This is a genomic window from Paraburkholderia sp. TE9906, from assembly GCF_056279605.1.
The window spans coordinates 295,798-318,427 of sequence record NZ_JBWCCT010000008.1; the positions used below are offsets into that span (position 1 = coordinate 295,798).

Annotated in this window: 19 protein-coding genes and 1 tRNA gene; 14 read left to right on the forward strand and 6 right to left on the reverse strand. The window is 63.0% G+C overall.

Translation table 11 applies throughout. The features are described from left to right. Positions 1-130: 130 nt before the first annotated feature. Genes eat through eutC form a run of 3 tightly spaced genes read left to right on the forward strand, consistent with a single transcriptional unit; the run spans position 131 to position 3,771 of the window. Positions 131-1,534, forward strand: a complete 1,404-nt coding sequence (gene eat, locus ACZ9H4_RS23260) for an ethanolamine permease (protein WP_476121082.1) — start codon at positions 131-133, stop codon at positions 1,532-1,534. A gap of 48 nt (positions 1,535-1,582) precedes the next feature. After that, the gene (locus ACZ9H4_RS23265) at positions 1,583-2,977 is read left to right on the forward strand and encodes an ethanolamine ammonia-lyase subunit EutB (protein ID WP_408139796.1); all 1,395 of its coding nucleotides are present in this window, start codon (positions 1,583-1,585) and stop codon (positions 2,975-2,977) included. After that, the gene (eutC, locus tag ACZ9H4_RS23270; RefSeq protein WP_476121085.1) at positions 2,974-3,771 is read left to right on the forward strand and encodes an ethanolamine ammonia-lyase subunit EutC; all 798 of its coding nucleotides are present in this window, start codon (positions 2,974-2,976) and stop codon (positions 3,769-3,771) included. Before ACZ9H4_RS23265 ends, eutC begins: the two co-directional genes overlap by 4 nt. 30 nt (positions 3,772-3,801) lie before the next feature. Here the strand turns inward: eutC and ACZ9H4_RS23275 are convergent, their stop codons facing one another. Both ACZ9H4_RS23275 and adh read right to left on the reverse strand, forming a co-directional pair. Then, positions 3,802-4,197 (reverse strand): DUF779 domain-containing protein, encoded by a 396-nt coding sequence (locus tag ACZ9H4_RS23275; RefSeq protein ID WP_408139792.1) that lies wholly within the window; start codon positions 4,195-4,197, stop codon positions 3,802-3,804. 65 nt (positions 4,198-4,262) lie between these two features. Then, positions 4,263-5,783 carry an aldehyde dehydrogenase gene (gene adh, locus ACZ9H4_RS23280; RefSeq protein ID WP_408139790.1) on the reverse strand — a complete coding sequence of 507 codons (1,521 nt, stop codon included), beginning with the start codon at positions 5,781-5,783 and terminating at the stop codon, positions 4,263-4,265. Between the two features lie 303 nt (positions 5,784-6,086). On the opposite strand from adh, the gene ACZ9H4_RS23285 reads away from it, so the two are divergent. Further along, positions 6,087-7,133, forward strand: coding sequence for a helix-turn-helix domain-containing protein (locus ACZ9H4_RS23285; protein ID WP_476121088.1), 1,047 nt, complete (start codon positions 6,087-6,089; stop codon positions 7,131-7,133). A 74-nt stretch (positions 7,134-7,207) separates the two neighbouring features. Here the strand turns inward: ACZ9H4_RS23285 and ACZ9H4_RS23290 are convergent, their stop codons facing one another. Next, positions 7,208-9,655 carry a heavy metal translocating P-type ATPase gene (locus tag ACZ9H4_RS23290; protein WP_476121090.1) on the reverse strand — a complete coding sequence of 816 codons (2,448 nt, stop codon included), beginning with the start codon at positions 9,653-9,655 and terminating at the stop codon, positions 7,208-7,210. An 80-nt stretch (positions 9,656-9,735) separates the two neighbouring features. Here ACZ9H4_RS23290 and cadR point away from each other — a divergent pair, with 80 nt between their 5' ends. The 6 genes from cadR (at position 9,736) to ACZ9H4_RS23320 (ending at position 15,284) form a co-directional block, all read left to right on the forward strand. Continuing rightward, a complete protein-coding gene (gene cadR / locus ACZ9H4_RS23295) occupies positions 9,736-10,167 on the forward strand; it encodes a Cd(II)/Pb(II)-responsive transcriptional regulator (protein WP_042327268.1) in 432 nt (143 codons plus the stop codon). 103 nt (positions 10,168-10,270) lie between these two features. Then, positions 10,271-10,471 (forward strand): hypothetical protein, encoded by a 201-nt coding sequence (locus tag ACZ9H4_RS23300; protein WP_121316200.1) that lies wholly within the window; start codon positions 10,271-10,273, stop codon positions 10,469-10,471. A 28-nt stretch (positions 10,472-10,499) separates the two neighbouring features. Then, entirely contained in the window at positions 10,500-11,903 is a 1,404-nt protein-coding gene (gene dbpA, locus ACZ9H4_RS23305; protein ID WP_408139783.1) for an ATP-dependent RNA helicase DbpA, read from the forward strand. Between the two features lie 310 nt (positions 11,904-12,213). After that, positions 12,214-13,368, forward strand: a complete 1,155-nt coding sequence (locus ACZ9H4_RS23310) for a pyridoxal phosphate-dependent aminotransferase (RefSeq protein WP_408139781.1) — start codon at positions 12,214-12,216, stop codon at positions 13,366-13,368. 138 nt (positions 13,369-13,506) lie between these two features. Next, positions 13,507-14,301 carry an ABC transporter substrate-binding protein gene (locus ACZ9H4_RS23315; protein WP_476121094.1) on the forward strand — a complete coding sequence of 265 codons (795 nt, stop codon included), beginning with the start codon at positions 13,507-13,509 and terminating at the stop codon, positions 14,299-14,301. A 137-nt stretch (positions 14,302-14,438) separates the two neighbouring features. Continuing rightward, entirely contained in the window at positions 14,439-15,284 is an 846-nt protein-coding gene (locus tag ACZ9H4_RS23320; protein ID WP_476121096.1) for a helix-turn-helix transcriptional regulator, read from the forward strand. 59 nt (positions 15,285-15,343) lie between these two features. On the opposite strand, the gene ACZ9H4_RS23325 is transcribed toward ACZ9H4_RS23320, so the two are convergent. Together ACZ9H4_RS23325 and ACZ9H4_RS23330 are read right to left on the reverse strand one after the other, a co-directional pair. Next, positions 15,344-15,931, reverse strand: a complete 588-nt coding sequence (locus tag ACZ9H4_RS23325; RefSeq protein ID WP_476121098.1) for a LysE family translocator — start codon at positions 15,929-15,931, stop codon at positions 15,344-15,346. A 167-nt stretch (positions 15,932-16,098) separates the two neighbouring features. Continuing rightward, positions 16,099-16,174, reverse strand: a tRNA-Lys gene (locus tag ACZ9H4_RS23330). A 205-nt stretch (positions 16,175-16,379) separates the two neighbouring features. On the opposite strand from ACZ9H4_RS23330, the gene ACZ9H4_RS23335 reads away from it, so the two are divergent. Continuing rightward, positions 16,380-16,784: a PaaI family thioesterase gene (locus tag ACZ9H4_RS23335; RefSeq protein WP_408139774.1), complete on the forward strand. Its 405-nt coding sequence runs from the start codon at positions 16,380-16,382 to the stop codon at positions 16,782-16,784. Between the two features lie 42 nt (positions 16,785-16,826). Next, positions 16,827-17,702 carry a patatin-like phospholipase family protein gene (locus ACZ9H4_RS23340; RefSeq protein ID WP_476121100.1) on the forward strand — a complete coding sequence of 292 codons (876 nt, stop codon included), beginning with the start codon at positions 16,827-16,829 and terminating at the stop codon, positions 17,700-17,702. Positions 17,703-17,798: 96 nt separating this feature from the next. On the opposite strand, the gene ACZ9H4_RS23345 is transcribed toward ACZ9H4_RS23340, so the two are convergent. Then, complete coding sequence (locus ACZ9H4_RS23345) at positions 17,799-18,812, reverse strand: D-2-hydroxyacid dehydrogenase family protein (RefSeq protein ID WP_408139771.1); 1,014 nt, start codon at positions 18,810-18,812, stop codon at positions 17,799-17,801. A 378-nt stretch (positions 18,813-19,190) separates the two neighbouring features. Here ACZ9H4_RS23345 and ACZ9H4_RS23350 point away from each other — a divergent pair, with 378 nt between their 5' ends. Together ACZ9H4_RS23350 and ACZ9H4_RS23355 are read left to right on the forward strand one after the other, a co-directional pair. Beyond that, entirely contained in the window at positions 19,191-21,047 is a 1,857-nt protein-coding gene (locus ACZ9H4_RS23350) for a phosphoenolpyruvate carboxykinase (GTP) (protein ID WP_476121103.1), read from the forward strand. A gap of 345 nt (positions 21,048-21,392) precedes the next feature. After that, complete coding sequence (locus tag ACZ9H4_RS23355; RefSeq protein ID WP_408139768.1) at positions 21,393-22,493, forward strand: LysR family transcriptional regulator; 1,101 nt, start codon at positions 21,393-21,395, stop codon at positions 22,491-22,493. Positions 22,494-22,630 lie beyond the last annotated feature (137 nt).

The following is a 22,630-nucleotide window of genomic DNA, read 5'->3' on the forward strand; positions in this document are numbered from 1 at the left end:
CCGAATTTCGATAACACCCTCGAATAATGGCTCCCTACCATCGGCTGAAGCCTGTCGGCCCACGCACCGCAAAGCCTTGCGGCGTCGAGCAAACCGCGTCAACCCGCAAACGCGAACTCAGGAGCATCCGATGAAGCCAGCGTCCAATCATCAGTCGATCGGTCAGGCCATGCATCACGAGCTGAAGCAGACGCTCGGCACATGGCAGCTATGGGGCATTGCCGTCGGCCTCGTCATTTCCGGCGAATATTTCGGCTGGAGCTACGGCTGGGCGAGCGCCGGCACGCTCGGCTTCGTCATCACGGCGATTTTCGTCGCCGCGATGTATACGACCTTCATCTTCAGTTTCACCGAACTCACGACCTCGATTCCGCACGCGGGCGGCCCCTTCGCCTACGCGCGCCAGGCGTTCGGTCCGACCGGTGGTTATCTTGCGGGCGCCGCAACGCTCGTTGAATTCGTATTCGCGCCACCGGCCATCGCTCTTGCCATCGGCGCTTATCTGCATGTGCAGTTTCCGGGCCTCGAACCGAAACACGCTGCAATGGGCGCGTATCTCGTGTTCATGGCGTTGAACATCGTCGGCGTGCAAATCGCCGCGGCCTTCGAGTTGTGCGTGACGCTGCTTGCAATCTTCGAACTGCTGGTCTTCATGGGCGTCGTGTCGCCGGGTTTCCGCTGGTCGAACTTCACGACGGGCGGCTGGGCCGGCGCGAACACCTTCAGCATGGGCTCGTTTCACGGCATGTTCGCGGCGATCCCGTTCGCGATCTGGTTCTTTCTCGCGATCGAAGGCGTCGCGATGGCGGCCGAAGAAGCGAAAAACCCTAAGCGTTCGATTCCGATCGCCTATGTCGCCGGCATTCTGACGCTGGTCGTGCTCGCGATCGGCGTAATGGTGTTTGCCGGCGCGGCCGGTGACTGGACCAAACTGTCGAACATCAACGACCCGCTGCCGCAAGCGATGAAATTCATCGTCGGCGAACACAGCGGCTGGATGCATATGCTGGTATGGCTTGGCCTGTTCGGTCTGGTCGCGTCGTTTCACGGCATCATCCTCGGCTACTCGCGGCAGATCTTCGCGCTGGCTCGCGCGGGCTATCTGCCGGACTGGCTTTCGAAGGTGCATCCGCGCTTCAAGACACCCCATCGCGCGATTCTCGCGGGCGGCGTGGTCGGCATCGCCGCGATCTACAGCGACGAGCTGATCCAGTTCGGCGGCCAGACGCTGACGGCAAACATCGTGACGATGTCGGTGTTTGGGGCTATCGTGATGTATATCATCAGCATGCTGGCGTTGTTCAAGCTGCGCCGCAGCGCGCCGAACATGGAGCGTCCGTTTCGTGCGCCGCTGTTTCCGTTCTTTCCGGCATTTGCGTTGGTGGCGGCGGTGATCTGTCTGGCGACGATGGTCTACTTCAATTTTCTGGTGGCGATCGTGTTCGCGATCTTCCTCGCGCTGGGCTACGTTTACTTCCTGTTGACGCGCCATCAACGCGAGGCGGCGCCCGCGGACGCCTTGCTCGAAGAATGACGTGACGAATCGAGCCGCTGCGCGATCAGCGGCGATGGAGTCGTAAACATGAGCTACACCGAGTCGATCGGCAGCCGCACGTATCGCTTCGCCGATCTGAAAACGTTGATGGCGAAAGCCAGCCCGCAGCGTTCCGGCGATCAACTCGCAGGCGTTGCGGCGGCGAGCGAAGAAGAACGCGTCGCTGCCAAAATGGCGCTCGCGCAGGTGCCGTTGCGCACCTTCCTTAACGAAGCGCTGGTCCCGTACGAAAGCGACGAGGTCACGCGTCTCGTGATCGACGATCACTCGCCGCAAGCGTTCGCCGAGATCGCGCATCTGACGGTCGGCGATTTCCGCAACTGGCTGCTTAGCAGCACGACCGATGCGGACACGCTCACGCGTATCGCCGCCGGCCTCACGCCGGAGATGGTTGCCGCGGTCTCGAAACTGATGCGCAACCAGGATCTGATCCTGGCGGCGCGCAAACGTCCGGTGATTACGCGCTTTCGCAACACGGTTGGCTTACCGGGCCACATGTCGGTGCGTCTGCAGCCGAATCATCCGACCGACGACGTCAAAGGCATCGCCGCCTCGATGCTCGATGGCCTGATGTACGGTTGCGGCGACGCGATGATCGGCATCAACCCGGCGAGCGACAATCTCGCCGCGATCACGAAGCTGTTGCTGATGATCGACGAGTTCCGGCAGCGCTATCAGGTGCCCACGCAATCGTGCGTGCTGACGCACGTCACCAACACGATTGCCGCGATAGAAAAAGGCGCGCCGGTCGATCTGGTGTTTCAATCGATCGCGGGCACGGAGAAAGCGAACGCGGGCTTCGGCATTTCGCTCGCGCTGCTGCGGGAAGCGTATGAAGCGGGGCTGTCGCTGCAACGGGGCACGGTCGGCAACAATCTGATGTACTTCGAAACCGGGCAGGGCAGCGCGTTGTCGGCTGATGCGCATTTCGGCGTCGATCAACAGACCTGCGAAGTGCGCGCGTATGCGGTGGCGCGCAAGTTCAATCCGTTCCTCGTGAACACCGTGGTGGGCTTCATCGGACCGGAGTATCTGTACGACGGCAAGCAGATCACGCGCGCCGGTCTCGAAGACCACTTCTGCGGCAAGCTGCTCGGCGTGCCGATGGGTTGTGACATCTGCTACACGAACCACGCCGAAGCCGATCAGGACGACATGGACAACCTGCTGACGCTGCTCGGCGTTGCGGGCATCAATTTCATCATGGGCATTCCGGGCGCGGACGATGTGATGCTCAACTATCAGAGCACGTCGTTCCACGACGCGCTGTATGTGCGCGACGTGCTCGGTTTGCGCCGCGCGCCGGAATTCGAGGAGTGGCTGGAGTCGATGCAGATCACCGACGCACGCGGTGCGTTGTTGAGCGCCTCGCCGCAACAACCGCTGCTCGAAGGCGCGCGCGACTGGATGGGTATCGCATGAGCGACTTCCTCGAAAAGAACCCGTGGAACGCGCTGCGCGAGTTTACCAACGCGCGCATCGCATTGGGTCGCGCGGGCAGCAGTTTGCCGACTGCGCCGTTGCTCGCGTTCAACCTGTCGCATGCGCAGGCGCGCGACGCGGTGCATCATCCGCTCGATGCCGATGTGTTGCACGAGCAGTTGCGCACGCAAGGCTTCAAGACGCTGGATGCGCATAGCGCGGCGCCCGATCGTGAGCATTATTTGCGGCGTCCCGATCTGGGAAGGCGGTTATCGGAGGAGAGTCGCGCGATGCTCGCGCAGATGCAGGCCGCGCCGAGCGATGTGGTGTTCGTGATCGGCGACGGGCTTTCCGCGTTCGCCGCATCGAAGCAATCAGTCCCGCTGCTCCAAGCCGTTTGCCCGAGGCTCTCGGATTGGTCGATCGGCCCGGTGGTGGTGGCACGGCAGGCACGCGTCGCGCTCGGCGACGAGATCGGCGAGTTGCTCAACGCGAAGATCGTGGTGATGCTGATCGGCGAGCGGCCCGGTTTGAGTTCGCCCGACAGTCTCGGCATCTACCTGACGTATGCGCCGAAAGTAGGGTGCAGCGACGCGCAACGCAACTGCATTTCGAACGTGCGCCCGGAAGGACTCGATTACCCGCTGGCCGCGCACAAGTTGCATTACCTGCTGACGCACGCCCGTCGCCTGGGACTCACCGGCGTCGGCCTGAAAGACGATAGTGATGCGCTGCTGGCGAGCACTCCAGCAACACCCGCTATCGGCGATAATTCAAACAAGGCCGCGACGTAATCCACGGCGTAAGCGACCCAACATCCGCCATCACGCATCCGCCCGTTCCACCGGATGGATTTCCAGCCACGCGTTCTCGTCGTCTTCGAAAAGCCGTGAGCGCGTGAGAAACCGCATGCCGCTCGGGCGCTCCAAAGAAAACATCCCGCCATTGCCGGGCACAACGTCGATGATTAATTGCGTGTGCTGCCAGTATTCGAATTGCGATTCGCTCATGTAGAACGGCACGTCGGCGATCGTTCCGAGTTTCACATCGGACCCGCCGACCATGAACTCGTGGCGCGGAAACATCATCGGCGCGCTGCCGTCGCAGCATCCGCCGGATTGGTGGAACAGCACCTCCCCATGTTCGGCACGCAGCTTGTCGATCAACTCGACAGCGGCAGGCGTCGCGATCACGCGGGCGACTTCTTTTTCATCGGCCATCACATGCCCTCGCTGAAAAAGAGCGAGCCGCGCAACGCGGCCCGCCCTGGTCGGACCGCTAACGCTTAGAAGAACCCGAGCGGCTTCTCGCTATAGCTCACGAGCAGGTTCTTGGTCTGCTGGTAGTGGTCGAGCATCATCTTGTGATTCTCGCGGCCGATACCCGATTGCTTGTAGCCGCCGAACGCCGCATGCGCCGGATACGCGTGATAGCAATTGGTCCACACGCGGCCCGCCTGGATTTGCCGGCCGAAGCGATAGGCGCGGGTGCCGTCGCGTGTCCAGACGCCGGCGCCCAGACCGTAGAGCGTATCGTTGGCGATTTCCAGCGCTTCCTCTTCGGTCTTGAAGGTCGTGACCGACACCACCGGTCCGAAGATTTCCTCCTGGAAGATGCGCATCTTGTTGTGGCCGCGGAACACGGTCGGCTTCACGTAATAGCCCTTGCTCAGTTCACCGCCGAGCGTGTTGCGCTCGCCGCCGATCAGACATTCGGCGCCTTCCTGTTTGCCGAGATCGACATACGAGAGGATCTTTTCGAGCTGCTCCTGCGAGGCTTGCGCGCCGATCATCGTCTTGCTGTCGAGCGGATGCCCTTGTGCAATCGCGGCGACGCGCTTCAACGCCCGTTCCATGAAGCGGTCGTAAATCTTTTCATCGATTAGCACGCGCGACGGACACGTACACACTTCGCCCTGATTCAGCGCGAACATCGTGAAGCCTTCGAGCGCTTTGTCGAAGTAGCTGTCGTCCGCGTTCATCACGTCGGCGAAGAAGATGTTCGGGCTCTTGCCGCCCAGTTCGAGCGTCACCGGAATGATGTTCTGGCTCGCGTACTGCATGATCAGACGGCCAGTCGTGGTCTCGCCGGTAAACGCGATCTTCGCGATGCGCTTGTTCGACGCGAGCGGCTTGCCGGCTTCGAGACCAAAGCCGTTCACCACGTTCAGCACCCCTGCGGGCAGCAGGTCATGGATCAGTTCGACCAGCACGAGGATCGAAGCAGGCGTTTGCTCGGCGGGCTTCAGCACCACGCAGTTGCCGGCGGCCAGCGCGGGCGCGAGCTTCCACACCGCCATCAGGATCGGGAAATTCCACGGGATGATCTGACCGACCACGCCGAGCGGTTCATGAAAGTGATAAGCGACGGTGTCGTCGTCGATCTCGGAGATCGAGCCTTCCTGCGCGCGCACCGCGCCGGCGAAATAGCGGAAGTGATCGATCGCGAGCGGAATGTCGGCAGCCATGGTTTCGCGCAGCGGCTTGCCGTTGTCGATCGTCTCGGCGACCGCGAGGCGTTGCAGATTCGCTTCCATCCGGTCGGCGATGCGGTTCAGGATGTTCGCGCGATCCGCCGTGGAGGTTTTACCCCATGCGACTTTCGCACGATGTGCGGCGTCGAGCGCGAGTTCGATATCGGCTTCGCGTGAACGCGGGATTGACGTGAAGGGCTCGCCGGTGATCGGCGACACGTTGTCGAAGTACTCGCCGCCCACGGGCTTCACCCATTCCCCGCCGATAAAATTCGCATACTGCTTCTTGTACGGGAATTCGGTGGTCAGAAATTGCATCTCCGCATGATTCATCTGTGTACTCCTCACATGTTTGAATGGGCTATATTCGGCGCGATATCGCTCGGCCGTGACAGCCTAGAGCCAGAAGTGTGCCAATGCACCGCGCCGGTGATCCGTGCACGCGCAGCAAGCATCGGCGCACGGCATCGGGCGCGGCGCTGTTTAGGCCAGGGCGCTAGAGCGTTTCGTTTCTGACCAGTGTGTGCTGCGCTGTTCATGAATTGAACATGGGGCGCGGGCGAGAGCGCGATAAGTGTGTTCGGCATGGCACTTGCCTTGCTATTCTCTTCACCCTTCCGTTTGCGCAGGTCCGGTATGACGACCGATACCCGAGACGACAGCCTCACCAGTCCGACGCTCGCGCCGCAGCCGAGCTTCCGCGTGCAGACGCGCGTCGCTCACGATGCCGACGAACAGGCGGGCAATCTGCACGGCTGGAACCAGACCTACGACCAGTTGACCGCGGGCTGCTTCGTCGGCGAACTGACGGAGTTGTGCGTCGACCACATGCAGGTGTTCGTCGAGACGACGAGCCACACGTTGCGGCAAACCTGCGAGGTGCAGAAGGACGCGTACTGGTTCGGCATTCCGACTTGCCCGGCGGGTTCGGGCCGCATCGACGCGCAGGTGATCACGAGCGACGCGCTCGCGTTTCGCCCCGGCGGCGTGGAATTCGAACTGCTGACCTCGGCGGGCTACGAGATTTTTGGCGTGGTGGTGAAGGGCGACGTGCTGCGCCGCTATGCGGCGGACGTGGAGCGCATCGGTCTCGCCGATCATGTGCCGCACACCGAAGTCGTGCCGATCGGCGTGGCGCGCAAGGCGCGCTTGTGTGCATCGCTGCGTCAATTGCTCGACGACGGCGCGGCGAGCGGCGCACCGCTGTCTGCGTTCGCGCGCAACAATCTGCAGGCGTCGGTGCTGGCGTCGCTGTTCGACGTCGGCGCGTGGCCGGCTGCGGAACCGGTTGCGATGCCGGCGCGTCCGCGTCGGCAGTCGATCGTGTCGGAAGCGCGCGAGTACGTGCTGGCTCATCGCGAGCGCGCGGTGAGCGTGCCGGAGTTGTGCGAGCGGTTGCATGTGAGCCGGCGCACGCTGCAGTACTGCTTTCAGGACGTGCTCGGCATGGCGCCCGCCACCTATCTGCGCGCGATTCGCCTGAATGGCGCGCGGCGCGATCTGTCGAATGCATCGCGCGAATCGCGTTCGGTGCAGGATGTTGCGGCGGCGTGGGGCTTCTGGCATCTGAGCCAGTTCGCGACCGATTACCGGAAGCTATTCGGCATGCGCCCGTCGGAGACGTTGAAGGCGGCGGTGAGCGTTCGTCACGGCATGGCGGAAGCAGGGTCGCTCACTCACTAGGCGAGCGGGCGGCGGACATGTAATGATCCCGCGGCCCTGGCCCCGGCAACACGCGCCTCGCATCCGCACGTAACTCACTTGCGCAACAGACGCAGCCCGTTGCCCACCACCAGCAAACTTGCACCGACATCGGCGAACACCGCCATCCACATCGTGCCGAGGCCCATCAACGTCAGCACGAGAAACACGCTCTTGATGCCGAGTGCCAACGCGATGTTCTGCACCAGCACCGCATGCGTCGCCTTCGACAGGCGGATGAACTGCGGAATCTTGCGCAGGTCGTCGTCCATCAGCGCGACGTCGGCGGTTTCGATCGCGGTGTCGGTGCCCATCGCGCCCATTGCGAAGCCGATGTCGGCGCGTGCCAGCGCGGGCGCATCGTTGATGCCGTCACCGACCATGCCGACCGTTGCCCCGTCAGCCGACCATTGAGCGACCGCGTTCAACTTGTCTTGCGGCAACTGGTCGCCGCGCGCTTCGTCGATACCGACCTGCTGAGCGATCGCAGAGGCGGTGTGCCGGTTGTCGCCGGTGAGCATCGCCGTGGCGACGCCGAGCCGCCGCAATTCGGCGACGGCGGCGCGGCTCGTCTCCTTCACCGTATCCGCGACGGCGTAGAGCGCGAGCACGCGCTGCGCGTCCACCAGCATCACGACGGTTTTGCCTTCGCCTTCGAGCGTGTCGAGGCGCGCTTCGAGCGACGCCGAACAGCGGCCGAGTTCTTCGACGAGCCGATGATTGCCGAGCCAATACGGCGCGCCGTCGATAACGCCGCGCACGCCGCGACCCGCTAGCGCTTCGAATGCATCGACCGTGAGGTGTTCGATGCCGCCGGTTTGCGCCGCCGCCGCCGCGATCGCGATCGATACCGGATGATCGGAGCGCCCGGCGAGACTCGCCGCGAGCGCCCGGTAGCGTAGGGCGTCTGCAATGCTGTCAGCGCCGTGTAGCTGTTCGAACTCGGTCTGCGCCGGTTTGCCATGCGTGATCGTGCCGGTCTTGTCGAGCGCGAGCCGGGTGAGCTTGCGGCCCTGTTCGAGGTAGGCGCCGCCTTTGATCAGGATGCCCTTGCGCGCGGCGGCTGCGAGCCCGCTGACGATGGTCACCGGCGTCGAGATCACGAGCGCGCACGGACAGGCGATCACCAGCATCACCAACGCCTTGTAGACCCACTCGTGCCACGCTGCGCCGAACAGCAGCGGCGGCACGACCGCGACGGCGAGCGCGATCGCGAACACGATCGGCGTATACACCCGCGCGAACTGGTCGACGAAACGTTGGGTCGGCGCTTTGGTGCCTTGCGCTTCCTCCACCGCGTGGATGATCCGCGCGAGCGTCGTGTTGCTGGACGCGGCCGTGACGCGATAGTCGAGTGAGCCCGCCTGGTTGATCGTGCCGGCAAACACGGCGTCGCCGGTGGTTTTATCGACGGGCAGGCTCTCGCCCGTGATCGGCGCCTGATCCACGCTGGAACGGCCCGCGACGACCTCGCCGTCGAGCGCGATCCGCTCGCCCGGCTTCACGCGCACCACCGCGCCGAGCGGGATCGCTTCGAGCCTCGTGAGTTGCCAGCCGCCGTTGGGCTGCCGCACGCTCGCCTGCTCCGGCGTGAGTTGCATCAAGCCCTGGATCGCATGGCGGGCGCGATCGAGCGACTTCGCCTCGATCAATTCGGCGATCGTGAAGAGCACCATCACCATCGCGGCTTCCGGCCACTGGCCGAGGATCAGCGCGCCGCTGACCGCAATGCTCATCAACGCGTTGATGTTCAGGTTGCCGTTGCGGATCGCGAGCCAGCCCTTGCGGTACGTTGTGAGGCCGCAGGAGACGATCGCGAGGAGCGCCAGAGCCGCAGCCAGCCAGGCCGGTGCGCCGAGCCAGCCAGCGGCCTCTGAGCCCGCCGCAGCCGCCCCGGCGAGCGCGAGCGGCCACCACGGCCTGGGCGGCGTGGGGGAAACGCCGGAGGGCGCTGTGTCGGGGGCGGCGTCGGCGAGTTCGGGCGTGAAGTCGAGCGAGCGGAGCGCAGCGAGGATCGCATCGAGCGCATGCGGCGCGTGGACGACCGTCAGCACACGCTGCATCAGGTTGAAGTCCATGCTGCGCACGTCGGCCATGCGGCTGAATTTCTTGCGGATCAGCGCTTCCTCGGTCGGGCAATCCATTTGCATGATGCGGATCGCGGTGCGCATGTCGTCGCCGATGGCTTCGGATCGCGGCAGCGGGATGGCGGCGGAGACCGCGGTTGCGGGTGTGCAGCAGGCGGCGGCAGCGTGAGTGTGATGGGCGCGCCGATCCGCATGCACGTGGCCGTGATCGTGGCAATGGCCGTCGCCGTGCTCATGCCCATGCCTATGCTCATGCTCATGCTCATGCTCATGCTCATGCTCATGCTCATGCTCATGCCCGCAGCCCCCGTCCTGCCCGTGCGTGTCCCCATGCTCATGAGCATGCCCCACAAGCCCATGAGCACAGGCTTTCCCCTCTTCATGACGGTCTGCTTCGGATTCGCTGACGTGACGCATTGGTGGCTTCCTGGTTCGATTTGTGGTCTAGTAAACACCTTGAAGCCACTACAAGGTCAAGGCCGCTATCCGGAGGGTCCATGAAAATCGGCGAATTGGCGAAAATCGCCCATTGCACGACCGAAACCATCCGTTTCTATGAGAAAGAGGGCCTGTTGCCCGAAGCGGATCGCACCGAGGCCAATTACCGCAGTTACACGGCGAAGCACGTCGAGCGCTTGCGCTTTATCCGCAATTGCCGCGCGCTCGACATGACCCACGACGAAATCCGCGCGTTGCTGCTGTTGACCGACGCACCGGCAAACGGCTGCGGCGGCATCAATACGCTGATCGACGAGCACATCGCGCACGTCGACACGCGCATCGACGAGCTGAAGCAACTGAAACTGCAATTGACCACGTTGCGCGAGCAATGCCACGGCGAACAGGCCGTGGAAGACTGCGGCATCGTGCACGGCCTGAGCGAAATGGATGTGAGCGCGCCGCGTGCGCGCCATACGCATCTGGGCTGAAGCGTTCCGGCCGCGTCGCGTGATAGAGCGCGGCGACCCCTTCATGGCCGGGCCGTTCGTGCGGCCCGCCCAATAAACCACCGAATCCAGTTGGAGAATCAACGTGTTTACCTGTAGAAATCAGTCCTGCGACGCGCAGTGGGAACTGTCGGACGTCGTCATCAAGAACGAAGGGCAGGGGCTGCTGTTCCGTTGCCCGATGTGCGGCGCGCGCAATTACGTCGAGCGTTTCGACGGCGAAGACGGCTCGGTGCTGTACGAACAGATCGAAGGCCGTCCCGCTCCTGGCCCCATGGCCGACTAGTCTCCAGCCAATAGCGAACCCTCCCCCTATGAACAGTCCCACCACCGCCGGCGCGCCGTTCAGCGAACTGCCGCTGCCGGACGCGACCCTCGCGAACCTGACGCAGCTGGGCTACGTCGAGATGACGCCGATTCAGGCCGCGAGCCTGCCGATCGCGCTCGCCGGCCACGATCTGATCGCCCAGGCGAAAACGGGCAGCGGCAAGACCGCGGCGTTTTCGCTGGCGCTGCTCGCGCGCCTCGACGTGCGCAACTTCGCCGTGCAGGCGATGGTGCTGTGTCCGACGCGCGAACTCGCCGATCAGGTCACGCAGGAAATCCGCCGCCTCGCGCGCGCGGAAGAAAACATCAAGGTGCTGACGCTGTGCGGCGGCACGCCGATGCGTCCGCAAACGGCCAGCCTCGAACACGGCGCGCACATCGTGGTCGGCACGCCGGGCCGCATCATGGATCACCTCGAACGCGGCAGCCTGCCGTTGCAGGCGCTGAACACGCTGGTGCTCGACGAAGCCGACCGCATGCTCGACATGGGTTTCTTCGACGACATCGCGACCGTCGTGAAGCAATGCCCGAAAGAGCGGCAAACGCTGCTGTTCTCGGCGACATACCCCGAGGGCATCGTCAAGCTGAGCCAGCAATTTCTGCGCAATCCGAAGGAAGTGAAGCTCGCCGAGCGGCACGACAACACCAAGATTCGCCAGCGCTTCTATGAAGTGACCGAAGACGGGCGGCTGCATGCCGTCGGTCTCCTGCTGAATCACTATCGGCCGGTCAGCACGCTCGCGTTCTGTAATACCAAGCAGCAGTGCCGCGATCTGCTCGACGTGCTGCGCGCGCAAGGTTTTCATGCGCTTGCGCTGCACGGTGAACTCGATCAGCGCGAACGCGATCAGGTGTTGATCCAGTTCGCGAACCGCAGCTGCTCGGTGCTGGTCGCCACCGACGTCGCCGCGCGCGGCCTCGACATCGCGCAGCTCGAAGCGGTGATCAACGTCGACGTGACGCCGGACCCGGAAGTGCACGTGCACCGTATCGGCCGCACGGGCCGCGCCGATCAGGAAGGCTGGGCACTGAGTCTCGCGAGCATGAACGAGATGGGCCGTGTCGGCAGTCTCGAACAGGCGCAAAAGCGCGAAGTCGAATGGCACAAGCTGTCCGAACTCACGGCGGCGAGCAATGAGCGACTGTTGCCGCCGATGGAAACGCTGCAGATTCTCGGCGGCCGCAAGGAAAAGATCCGCCCCGGCGACGTGCTCGGCGCGCTGACCGGCGAGGCGGGTTTCGCCGGCTCGCAGATCGGCAAGATCAACGTGACCGAAATGTCGACCTACGTGGCGGTGGAGCGCAGCATCGCGCGCGACGCGCTGCGCAAGCTCAGCGCCGGCAAGGTGAAGGGCAAGAAGGTCAAGGTCCGCCTGATGGACGACGCCTGATAGCTCTCAGGGCAAGACAAGGGACGGCGGCATTCGCGGCCGCTCCCTTCGCGCATCACATTACGTCATACCTGCGCTTTATCCCGGTTGCTTTCCACGGCCCGGTTTCCTCCCCCAAGGCTTTGATCCGATTGGCTTCACCGGGCGCGGTGCGCTTTCGCGCGCGTCATGACGTAAACGCATGCCGCGCATGACAAAGTTTCGATTGTGACGGTTCTTTGGCTGATGCCTAATCACCAGACCGGAAAGACCGCCGCACTGTCGGTGCGTCCTTGAATCCGCGGCTGGATGAAGAAAGGGAGAAAGCCTTATGCAGAGCGCCATGCAAGCCCGCTCGAAACTGCCTGACGTAGGCACGACGATTTTTACTGTGATCGGCCAGCTGGCCGCTCAATACGATGCGCTGAACCTGTCGCAAGGCGCACCGAATTTCGCGCCGGACGCGAAACTGGTCGACGGTGTGGCGCAAGCAATGCGCGCCGGCCACAACCAGTACGCGCCGATGGCCGGCATTGCCGCGTTGCGCGAAGCGCTCGCCGACAAGGTCGAAACGCTGTATGGCGTGCGCTACGACCCAGTCAGCGAAGTGACCGTGATCGCGAGCGCGAGCGAAGGGCTGTATTCGACGATCAGCGCACTGGTGCATCCCGGCGACGAAGTGATCTACTTCGAGCCGTCGTTCGACAGCTACGGTCCGATCGTCCGGCTGCAAGGCGCGACGCCGGTGGCGATCAAACTCTCGTTGAGCGACTTCCGCGTGGACTGGGACGAGGTCGCCGCCGCGATCACGCCGAAGACCCGCATGATCATCATCAACACGCCGCACAACCCGACCGCGACCGTGTTCAGCGAGACCGACGTCGCGCGGTTGAAGGCGCTCACGCGCAACACCGACATCGTGATTCTCGCCGACGAGGTCTACGAACACGTGGTGTTCGACGGCGCGAAGCATCAGAGCATGGCGTGCGATGCCGAGCTCGCGGAGCGCAGCGTGATCGTCTCGTCGTTCGGCAAGTCGTATCACGTGACCGGCTGGCGCGTCGGCTATTGCCTCGCGCCCGCCGCGCTGATGGACGAGATTCGCAAGGTCCATCAATTTATGGTCTTTTCCGCCGATACCCCCATGCAGTACGCGTTCGCCGATGCGTTGGCCAATCGCGAAAGTTATCTCGGCCTGTCCGCGTTCTATCAGAAGAAGCGCGATCTGCTCGCGCACGCGCTGCACGAGTCGCGCTTCGAATTGTTGCCGAGCGAAGGCAGCTTCTTCATGCTCGCGCGTTTTCGCGGCTTCTCCGATGAAAGCGACAGCGATTTCGTGCTGCGCCTGATTCGCGATGCGCGAGTTGCCACGATTCCGTTGTCCGCGTTTTACACTGACGGCACGGATTCCGGTTTGATCCGGCTCAGCTTCTCGAAGGACGACGCGACGCTGCTCGAAGGCGCGCGGCGTTTGTGCGAGATCTGAGCACGCTGACGAATGTGGCCGCGTGCGCTGGCTGGTTTTTTGAACGCAGTATGATCATCGCGCCTCGTTGCGCCGCCGTGCATCGGCATGCCGCGGCGCGGGCGATACGATGAAATCGAAAGAAGAAAGGGATTCGCTATGAAGTTGCTCAAGCCTCTATTGGTGCTGGCCTGCGCGTTCGCGTCGCTGGCGGCATCGTCCGCCGCGAGTGCCGCCGACACTGCGACGCTGCGTTTCGGCGTCGAAGCACAGTATCCGCCGTTCGAATCGAAAGGCCCGAACGGTGAGTTGCAGGGGCTCGATATCGACGTGGGCAATGCTGTTTGTGCCGCCGCGCACATGACGTGCAAGTGGGTCGAGACCTCGTTCGACGGATTGATTCCCGCACTGCAAGGCCGCAAGTTCGACGCGATCAATTCGGCGATGAATGCGACCGAGCAGCGCCGTCAGGCGATCGATTTCACCACGGTCGTGTATCGCGTGCCGACGCAATTGATCGCGCGGCGCGACAGCGGCTTGCTGCCGACGCCCGAGTCGTTGAAGGGCAAGCGGGTCGGCGTGTTGCAGGCGTCGATTCAGGAGACCTTCGCGAAGACGCATTGGGAACCGGCGGGGGTGACCGTCGTGCCGTACCAGGATCAGAATCAGGTCTACACGGATATGGTGGCTGGTCGCCTCGACGCGACGCTCGTGCTCGCGCCCGCGGGTCAAACGGGTTTTCTGTCGAAGCCTAACGGCAAGGACTACGCGTTCGTCGGCCAGCCGGTGCGTGACGACAAGATTCTCGGCAGCGGCATCGCCTACGGGATTCGCAAGGGCGATACGGCGCTGCGTGATCAGTTGAACGCGGCAATCGCGAAGGTGCAGGCCGACGGGACGGTGAAGACGCTGGCGACGAAGTATCTCGGCAACATCGATGTGAGTGCGAAGTAAGTCATTGCTGCATCCGCAAACGCACGCGCGGTGATGTTGAAGCTTTCCCGGTGTTTGCTTGTTGACGGCGTGTTTGGCGGCTACGATACGTAGGCCTCGCTGCGGCGAGGTCTATGCACGCATCGGAGAGCACGCGGATGAGCGGGGTCACAGAGGCAGCAAGCCACGTTAAGAGCGCTTCTGCGCCGAAGTTCTGGCGCAGCGACGCGCTGCCGTTCATCGAAGCGCGTTCGATCGACGACGGCCGGGAGGTCTGCTACGCCAAACACTCGCACGAGACGTTTTCGATCGGCGCCGTGACCGGCGGCCGCAGCGTGTATCTGAACCGCCATGCGCGTGAGTGGATCGGCGCCGGCGCGGTCGTGATGATGAACCCGGACGACGTGCATGCGTGCAACCCGGTCGCCGACGAACGCTGGTCGTATCGCATGCTGCATGTCGATGTCGAATGGCTCACGGGGCTGCAACACGAACTGGGCTTTAGCGCGAACCGCGCGTTTTGCGCGTTCTCGCAGACCATGACGCTGGATGCGGCGTTGTTCGATGGCTTGAACCGGCTGTGCGCGATTCTGGTCGACGGCGACGCCGACACGCTGCGCAAGGAAAGCGCGGCGATCACCTTCTTCTCCGAAGTCCAACAAAAGCTGAATCCGGCGTCCTTGCCGGACCGCGACGCGAGCCAGCAACTGGCGCGGGCTGCGGAATTCATCGCTGAAAACTGCACGCATTCGCTGACACTCGAAGACATGTGCGAGGTGGCGGAGTTGTCCGCGTCGCATCTGATTCGCGCGTTCAAACAGCGCTATGGGATGACGCCGCACGCTTATTTGATCAACCGGCGCATTCAATACAGCCGCGCGCAACTCAGGCGCGGGCGCATGATCGCGGATGTCGCGCTGGATGCGGGTTTCGCCGACCAGGCGCATTTGCAACGGACGTTCAAGCGACTGGTCGCGGCGACGCCGGGGCAGTATCGCAGTTGAACTTGATTTTGACCTGGCGAGTGCGCTGAGCTGTGCAGCCGGCGCGTCGCGTCACGTGATCACTCCATCAGCAGATATAGCGCGCTGGCCGCAAGCAGCGCCGCCATCACGCGATTGAACAGCCTGACCCGCGCCGGTTCCTGCAAGTATTTGCGCAGGAACGTGCCTGCGTACGCCCAACTCGCAATCGACACGTAGCAGATTACGAAGTACAACGCGGTGAATTGCCAAACGAGGCCGCCGTCGCCGTTGGCCGCATAGGCGCCCATGCCGGCCAGCGACGCGAGCCAGGCTTTCGGATTGAGCCATTGCATCGCTGCCCCGTGGGCGAAGGACGGGCCGCGAGACGGTTTGTCCGCGCCGAGACGGCCGTCGTCGATGGTGAGCGCGTACGCCATGTAAAGCAGGAAGGCGATGCCGGCCCACTTGACGATGTCGATGAGGTTGGGGAAATGGGTGAGCAACTCATGCAGACCCAGGCCGATGAGCAGAAGCAGCGCGGTGAAGCCGACGGTCGCACCGCTCACGTGCCGCATGCTCGCGGCGAGTCCGTGCCGGGCGCCCGCGCTGAGCGCGACGACGTTCACCGGGCCGGGGGAAATGGAACTGGCGAGCGCGAAGGCGGCCATGGAGAGTAAGACGGTCATCAGGTGCCTCGGTACGTGAGTGCGTTGCGCAGGAACGGCGACGGTCAACGGTATCGGGCTAGCGGCGGGATGTATTGAAGGAAATTGCTTTGCAGGGGCGCGCTTGAAGGGCGCTAGAAAAACAAAAAGCCCGGTCGCAAGGACCGGGCTTTTTGTTTTGAAAACTTTGGTGGGGCGTGAGTGACTCGAACACTCGACCTACGGATTAAGAGTCCGCTGCTCTACCAACTGAGCTAACGCCCCCAACAGAAGCGAAATTATGCAGTAACTTTTCGAGCTTGCCAACCCCCCCTTTAGTAAATTTCTTAAAAATAATCTCGCCGGCAGAGTCGAGCCATTCCTCGACGGTGCCGCGAGCGTGAAAAAGGCGCGGCGTTGATCGTCCCGGTATCATGTCGCGGACATCTCGCCGCGCGAAGCGTCGCGCGGCTTCCGACCGGGGATCGCCATGGATGAGAAAGAAATTATCGAGTTGCTCGACCGCATCCTCGCGCCATGGGTCCGTGCGCTCACGCTGACCCCGGTCAAGGTCGATGAAGAAAGCGCCACGCTGCGCCTGCCGTTTTCCGGCGGCCTGCGCCATGCGGGCGGGGTGATCTGCGGCCAGGTGTTCATGGCGGCCGCCGACACGGCGATGGTCGTCGCCATTTCGGCCGCGCTCGGCGGCTTCAAGCCGATGAGCACGGTGTCGCTGAACATCAACTTCATGCGCGTGGTCCGCAAGGGCGACGTGCTGATCACCGCGCGCGTGCTGCGCATGGGCCGCAATCTGGTGTTCGGCGAAGTCGAACTGTTCGATGAAACCGGCAACATGGCCGTCCACGCCACCACCACCTATGCGCTGCTCGACTGAGACAGAAACAGCGCGGCAAGCCGCCCGAGAGGAAAAACCAGGATGTTCGATCAGGTCGTATTCGCTGGCGGCGGCAACCGCTGCTGGTGGCAGGCGGGTTTCTGGGACGTGGTGCAGCCGGAGCTACAGATCCGGCCGCGCGTCATTACCGGCATTTCGGCCGGCGCCGCGACCGCGTGCATGCTCTACACGCGCGACTCCGACTGGGTAATGCGCTATTACCAGGACGCGCTGCGCCATAACACGCGCAACGCTTACTGGGGCAACCTGCTGCGCGGCGAGTCGGTGTTTCCGCACTACCGGATCTACCAGAAGGCGCTGCTCGACATCTACGGCGAGAAGTTTTCGACGCTCGCCGACGCGCCGGAAATCCGCATCGGCGTGTCACATCTGCCGCGCTGGCTGGGCGCGCGTAGCGCGGTCGCCGCGGGCCTGATCGCGTACAACATCGAAAAATACGTGCGCAAGACGTTGCATCCGACCTTGGGTCAGACGCTCGGCTTTCACCCGGAATTCGTGCGTGCGCAGGACTGCGCGAGCGTCGAGGATCTGGCGGATCTGATCCTGCAATCGTCGAGTACGCCGCCTTTTACGCCAGTTCTGCGGCGCAACGGCCGGCCGGTGCTGGATGGCGGCATGGTCGACAACGTGCCGGTCGGCGCACTCGACGCCGACGTCCCCGGTAACGTGCTGGTGATGGTCACGCGTCTCTACCCGCGACCGCAGATGTTCGTCGTGCCGCACGGCGAGCAGCAACGGTTTTACGTGCAGCCGTCGCGCAAGGTGCCGATTTCGAGCTGGGATTACACCAGCCCTTCGCAGATGACGCATGCATACAACCTAGGCCGCGCCGATGGCGAGACCTTCCTCGAACGCGTGCCCGATCTGCTGGAGGCTGGCGCGCACGAAGCGCGCTGAGTCGAGCGGCGTCGCGAGGACAGGTTGCGTGAGACCGCGCACAGGCCGGCTACCCGCCACCGGCAATCGTCGCCGGCAGCCAGTCAACGCCCGACCTTACCGCCGCCGCCCGCCCTGCAATGCTTCCGGATTCGCGACGCTGGCGGTATCGCCGGCGTCGAACGCCAGAATGTTGTTGAACGCCGCGGTGAAATACTGCTCGTAGCTCTCGCGCTCTACATAGCCGATGTGCGGCGTGCAGATCACGTTTTCCATTCGCAGCAGGCTGTAGCCCTGCAGGATCGGCTCGCTTTCGTAGACATCGATGGCGACCATCCCCGGCCGGTTGTGCGACAGCGCACTCACCAGCGCGTTTTCGTCGAGCAGTTCGGCCCGGCTCGTGTTCACGAGCAACGCGGTCGGCTTCATGCGCATCAGGTCTTCCTGCTTGACGATGCCGCGCGTGTCGTCGTGCAGACGCAAGTGCAAGGACAGCACGTCGCTCTGCTCGAACAGCGCTTCGCGGCTCTCGGCGACGCCATAACCGTCGGCGCGAGCGGCTTCACGCGAATGCTCGCGGCCCCAGATCAGCACGTTCATGCCAAACGCCTTGCCGTAGCCGGCGACCAGACGGCCGATCTTGCCGTAACCCCAAATCCCCAGCGTTTGACCGCGCAGCACCTGACCCAGGCCGAAATTCGGCGGCAGCGCCGATGTCTTCAAGCCGGATTGCTGCCAGGCGCCTTGCTTAAGGTTAGCTACGTATTGCGGAATGCGGCGCTGCGCCGCCATGATGAGAGCCCACGTCAGCTCGGCCGGCGCGAACGGCGAGCCGGTGCCCTCCAGCACGGCGACACCGCGCTCCGTGCAGGCCGCGAGATCGATGTGGCCGGCCACTTTGCCGGTCTGACTGATCATGCGCAAACGCGGCAATTTGTCGAGCAGTTGCGAGTTGATGCGGGTACGTTCGCGAATCAGGACGAGCGCGTCGACTTCGGCGAGACGGCTTGCCAGTTGGCCGAGTCCGCGGACGGTATTGTTGAATACTTTGACTTCGTGATCGGCCAGCAATTGAAAGCAGTCGAGCTTGCGAACAGCGTCCTGGTAATCGTCGAGGATGGCAATCTTCATGGTATGTGTCTTGCGGCGCACCATGACGGTGCGGAACCGAGTGTTATGCTCACTGTCCCTCCATGTGACTTAGGTCACATGCCGGTGTGGCAGGATGCCTTACCGTAGATGCTGCTGCAAAGTACAACAGCACCACGTTAAGGGCAAATTGAAATCGTTTTTAACAGTTTGTTGCGTGTTGAGGCAAGCCGCTTTACAGACGGTTGCAGAAGCCCCGTCAATAGGGCGCCTCCGCCCGACAGGCTGTTGGCCCAGGATGACCTGCGCCATTGCGCGTCGGCGTAGTCGACACCGCGCGTGATGAATTGAATGCCTCTCGCATGCAGCGTCGCCGGGCCGGTGCCGTTTTTCTATTGCTTTCAAAACGGAGACAGGTCGATGAATCATCCCTCATTCGAAGGACAGCCCACTATCGAGGCGCCCGCGTGGGTCAAGAACCGCAAACTGATCGACTGGGTCCAGCGGGTTGCCGCGATGACCAAGCCGGCCAGGATCGTCTGGTGCGACGGCTCGCAGGAGGAGTACGACCGCCTTTGCGCGCAGATGGTCGAAGCGGGCACCCTCAAGAAACTCAATCCGGCGAAACGTCCCAATTCTTACCTGGCATGGTCCGATCCTTCCGACGTCGCGCGCGTCGAAGATCGTACCTTCATTTGCTCGCAGCGTGAGGAAGACGCCGGTCCCACCAATAACTGGATCGCCCCGGACGACATGCGCGCCACGCTCGACGGCCTGTTCGACGGCGCGATGCGCGGCCGCACGATGTACGTGGTGCCGTTTTCGATGGGTCCGCTCGGCTCGCCGATCGCACACATCGGCGTCGAGTTGAGCGACAGCCCGTACGTCGTGACCAACATGCGCATCATGACGCGCATGGGCCGCCAGGTGCACGACGTTCTGGGCGAAGACGGCAAGTTCGTGCCGTGCGTTCATTCGGTCGGCGCGCCGCTCGCGGCGGGCGAGAAAGACGTGTCCTGGCCGTGCAACGAGACCAAATACATCGTCCATTTTCCCGAATCGCGCGAAATCTGGAGCTACGGCTCGGGCTATGGCGGCAATGCGCTGCTCGGCAAGAAGTGTTTTGCGCTGCGCATCGCGTCGACGATGGGCCGCGCCGAAGGCTGGCTCGCCGAACACATGCTGATTCTTGGCGTGACGTCGCCCGAAGGGCGCAAGCATCACGTCGCGGCGGCGTTTCCGTCGGCGTGCGGCAAGACCAACTTTGCGATGCTGATCCCGCCGGAAGGCCTGAACGGCTGGAAAATCTCCACGATCGGCGACGATATCGCCTGGATCAAACCGGGTAAGGATGGCCGTCTGTACGCGATCAACCCCGAAGCGGGTTATTTCGGCGTCGCGCCGGGCACGAGCGAAAAGACCAACTTCAACGCGATGGCTACCCTGACGGAAAACGTCATCTTCACGAACGTCGCGCTGACCGACGACGGCGATGTCTGGTGGGAAGGCATGACCGACGAGGCGCCCGCACACCTGATCGACTGGCAGGGCAAAGACTGGACGCCGGCCAGCGCGAAGGAGCGCGGACGCAAGGCGGCGCATCCGAACGCGCGCTTCACGGCGCCGGCCTCGCAATGCCCGTCGATCGACGCGGACTGGGAAAATCCGGCGGGCGTCCCGATCGACGCGTTCATCTTCGGCGGCCGCCGTTCGACCACCGTGCCGCTCGTCACCGAAGCGCGCAACTGGGTCGAAGGTGTCTACATGGCGGCGACCATGGGGTCCGAGACGACCGCCGCCGCCGCCGGTCAGCAGGGCGTGGTGCGCCGCGATCCGTTCGCGATGCTGCCGTTCTGCGGCTACAACATGAGCGACTACTTCGGTCACTGGCTGAAAACCGGCGAGCGTCTTGGAAAACTAAACGCGAAGTTGCCGAAAATCTTCTGCGTCAACTGGTTCCGCAAAGGCGCGGACGGCAAGTTCGTCTGGCCGGGCTTTGGCGAGAACATGCGCGTGTTGAGCTGGATGGTCGGCCGGATCGAAGGCACGGCGCAGGGCGAGGACCACGCGTTCGGCGTGTCGCCGCACTACGAGGACATCGACTGGAGCGGGCTGGACTTCAGCCGCGAGCAATTCGAGCAGGTGATCTCGGTCGACGACGCGGCGTGGCGCGACGAACTCGCACTGCACGCTGAGCTTTTCGACACATTGCGGAATGGTTTGCCTCCCGCTTTGACGCAGGCCAAGCAGGCGCTCGAAGGAAAACTCGCCGCTTGATCATGTGAGCGTTCACTTCGTGAGGGAAAGCCGCCTCTGGGCGGCTTTTTCTTTTCTGATCCGTCCCCGGCTCAGGATTTTTTCTGATTCCGCAATGCCGGAGCGACCTTTACCTCTGTTCGAACAAAAAACACAGTCTTAGCTGCGCCGCAGCAGATTGTTTCGGTTCGAGGAACAATTGGCGGTCATGCCCCACATTAGGGAATACAGTCGCACGAAAATTGACAATATTTCGGGTTGCGCGGGCAACTTCTGCACGATTTTGCGAGTCGTAGGAGAATTCCAAGTTCGCTTCACTGGTTTTCACCAATTGTCAGGAAGCTGTAACACGGCAGGAGTTGTCCTATGGATCATTTGCAGTCGATGCGAGTTTTCGTCAAAGTGGCGGATCTCGGCAGTTTTGCCCGCGCTGCGAGCGCGATGGATATTTCCAACGCAGTCGCCACCCGTCACGTTGCCGACCTCGAAGGTCGTCTTGGTACGCGGCTGCTCAATCGCACAACCCGCAGCTTGTCGCTGACCGAATCGGGTCAGGTGTATCTCGAGCGTGCGCGTCAGATTCTCGACGAACTGGAAGACGTCGAACAGATGGTGGTCGCGCGTAATCACGAGCCGGTCGGCACGTTGCGAATCGTCGCACCAGTCGTCTTCGGTTTGCATAATCTCGCGCCCGTGCTTCAAACGTACGCGGAGCGCTATCCGAAAGTCATCCCCGATGTCACGCTGGTCGACCGCCAGGTTGATCTCGTCGAAGAAGGCTTCGACGTCGGCGTGGTGATTGCGCGGCAAATGCGCAGTGCGAGCATCGTCACGCGGCGCCTGACCACCGGCTGCATGACCGTGTGCGCAACGCCGGCCTATCTGGAGAAGCACGGCACGCCGACGCGTCCCGAGCATCTGTTGGAGCATCCGTGCCTGAGTCTGCCGTCCGAGTACTGGGGCGACGAGCGTGTGTTCACGGGCCCGGAAGGCGAAGTGCGTGTGCGTCCGTCGAACGTGATCGTCGCGAACAACACCGAAATGCTGCGTCAGTTTGCGCTGCTCGGCATGGGCATCGCGATTCTGCCGAGCTACCTGATCGGCCGCGACATGACGCGCGGCAGGCTCGTGCGCCTGCTCGGCGATTACCGCTTGCCGCAGGTGGAAATCAACATCGCGTATCCGAGCCGTCGTCACCTGCCGGCGAAGGTACGCACGTTCATTGATCATCTGGTCGAGCACTTCAGCCAGACGCCGAACAGCCTGCTCGGTGAGCAATGGATCAAGGACGGCCTCGAGCGGCCCGTCACGTCGGCGGCGTTCGATTCCGCGGACTCCATGCCGCCGGAAGCGTTCGACGGCGCTGAGCCGCTGTCGCGGCTGCTGGACAGCGAGTTGGCGCCGGTGCCGAAGACTTTGGCAAAGACGACGAATCGCACCCGGCCAACGGCTTTGTCGCCGCTGTAACGGTTGGGACGATAGAAGGTAGCAACGCAGGCGCATGCCTGCGGACAGTAAAAAGGCGCAGTCACCGAAAGTGACTGCGCCTTTTTTCATGACGAGCGCGGACGAAACCTGCCGGAAGTGACACGTCTTCCGGCGCG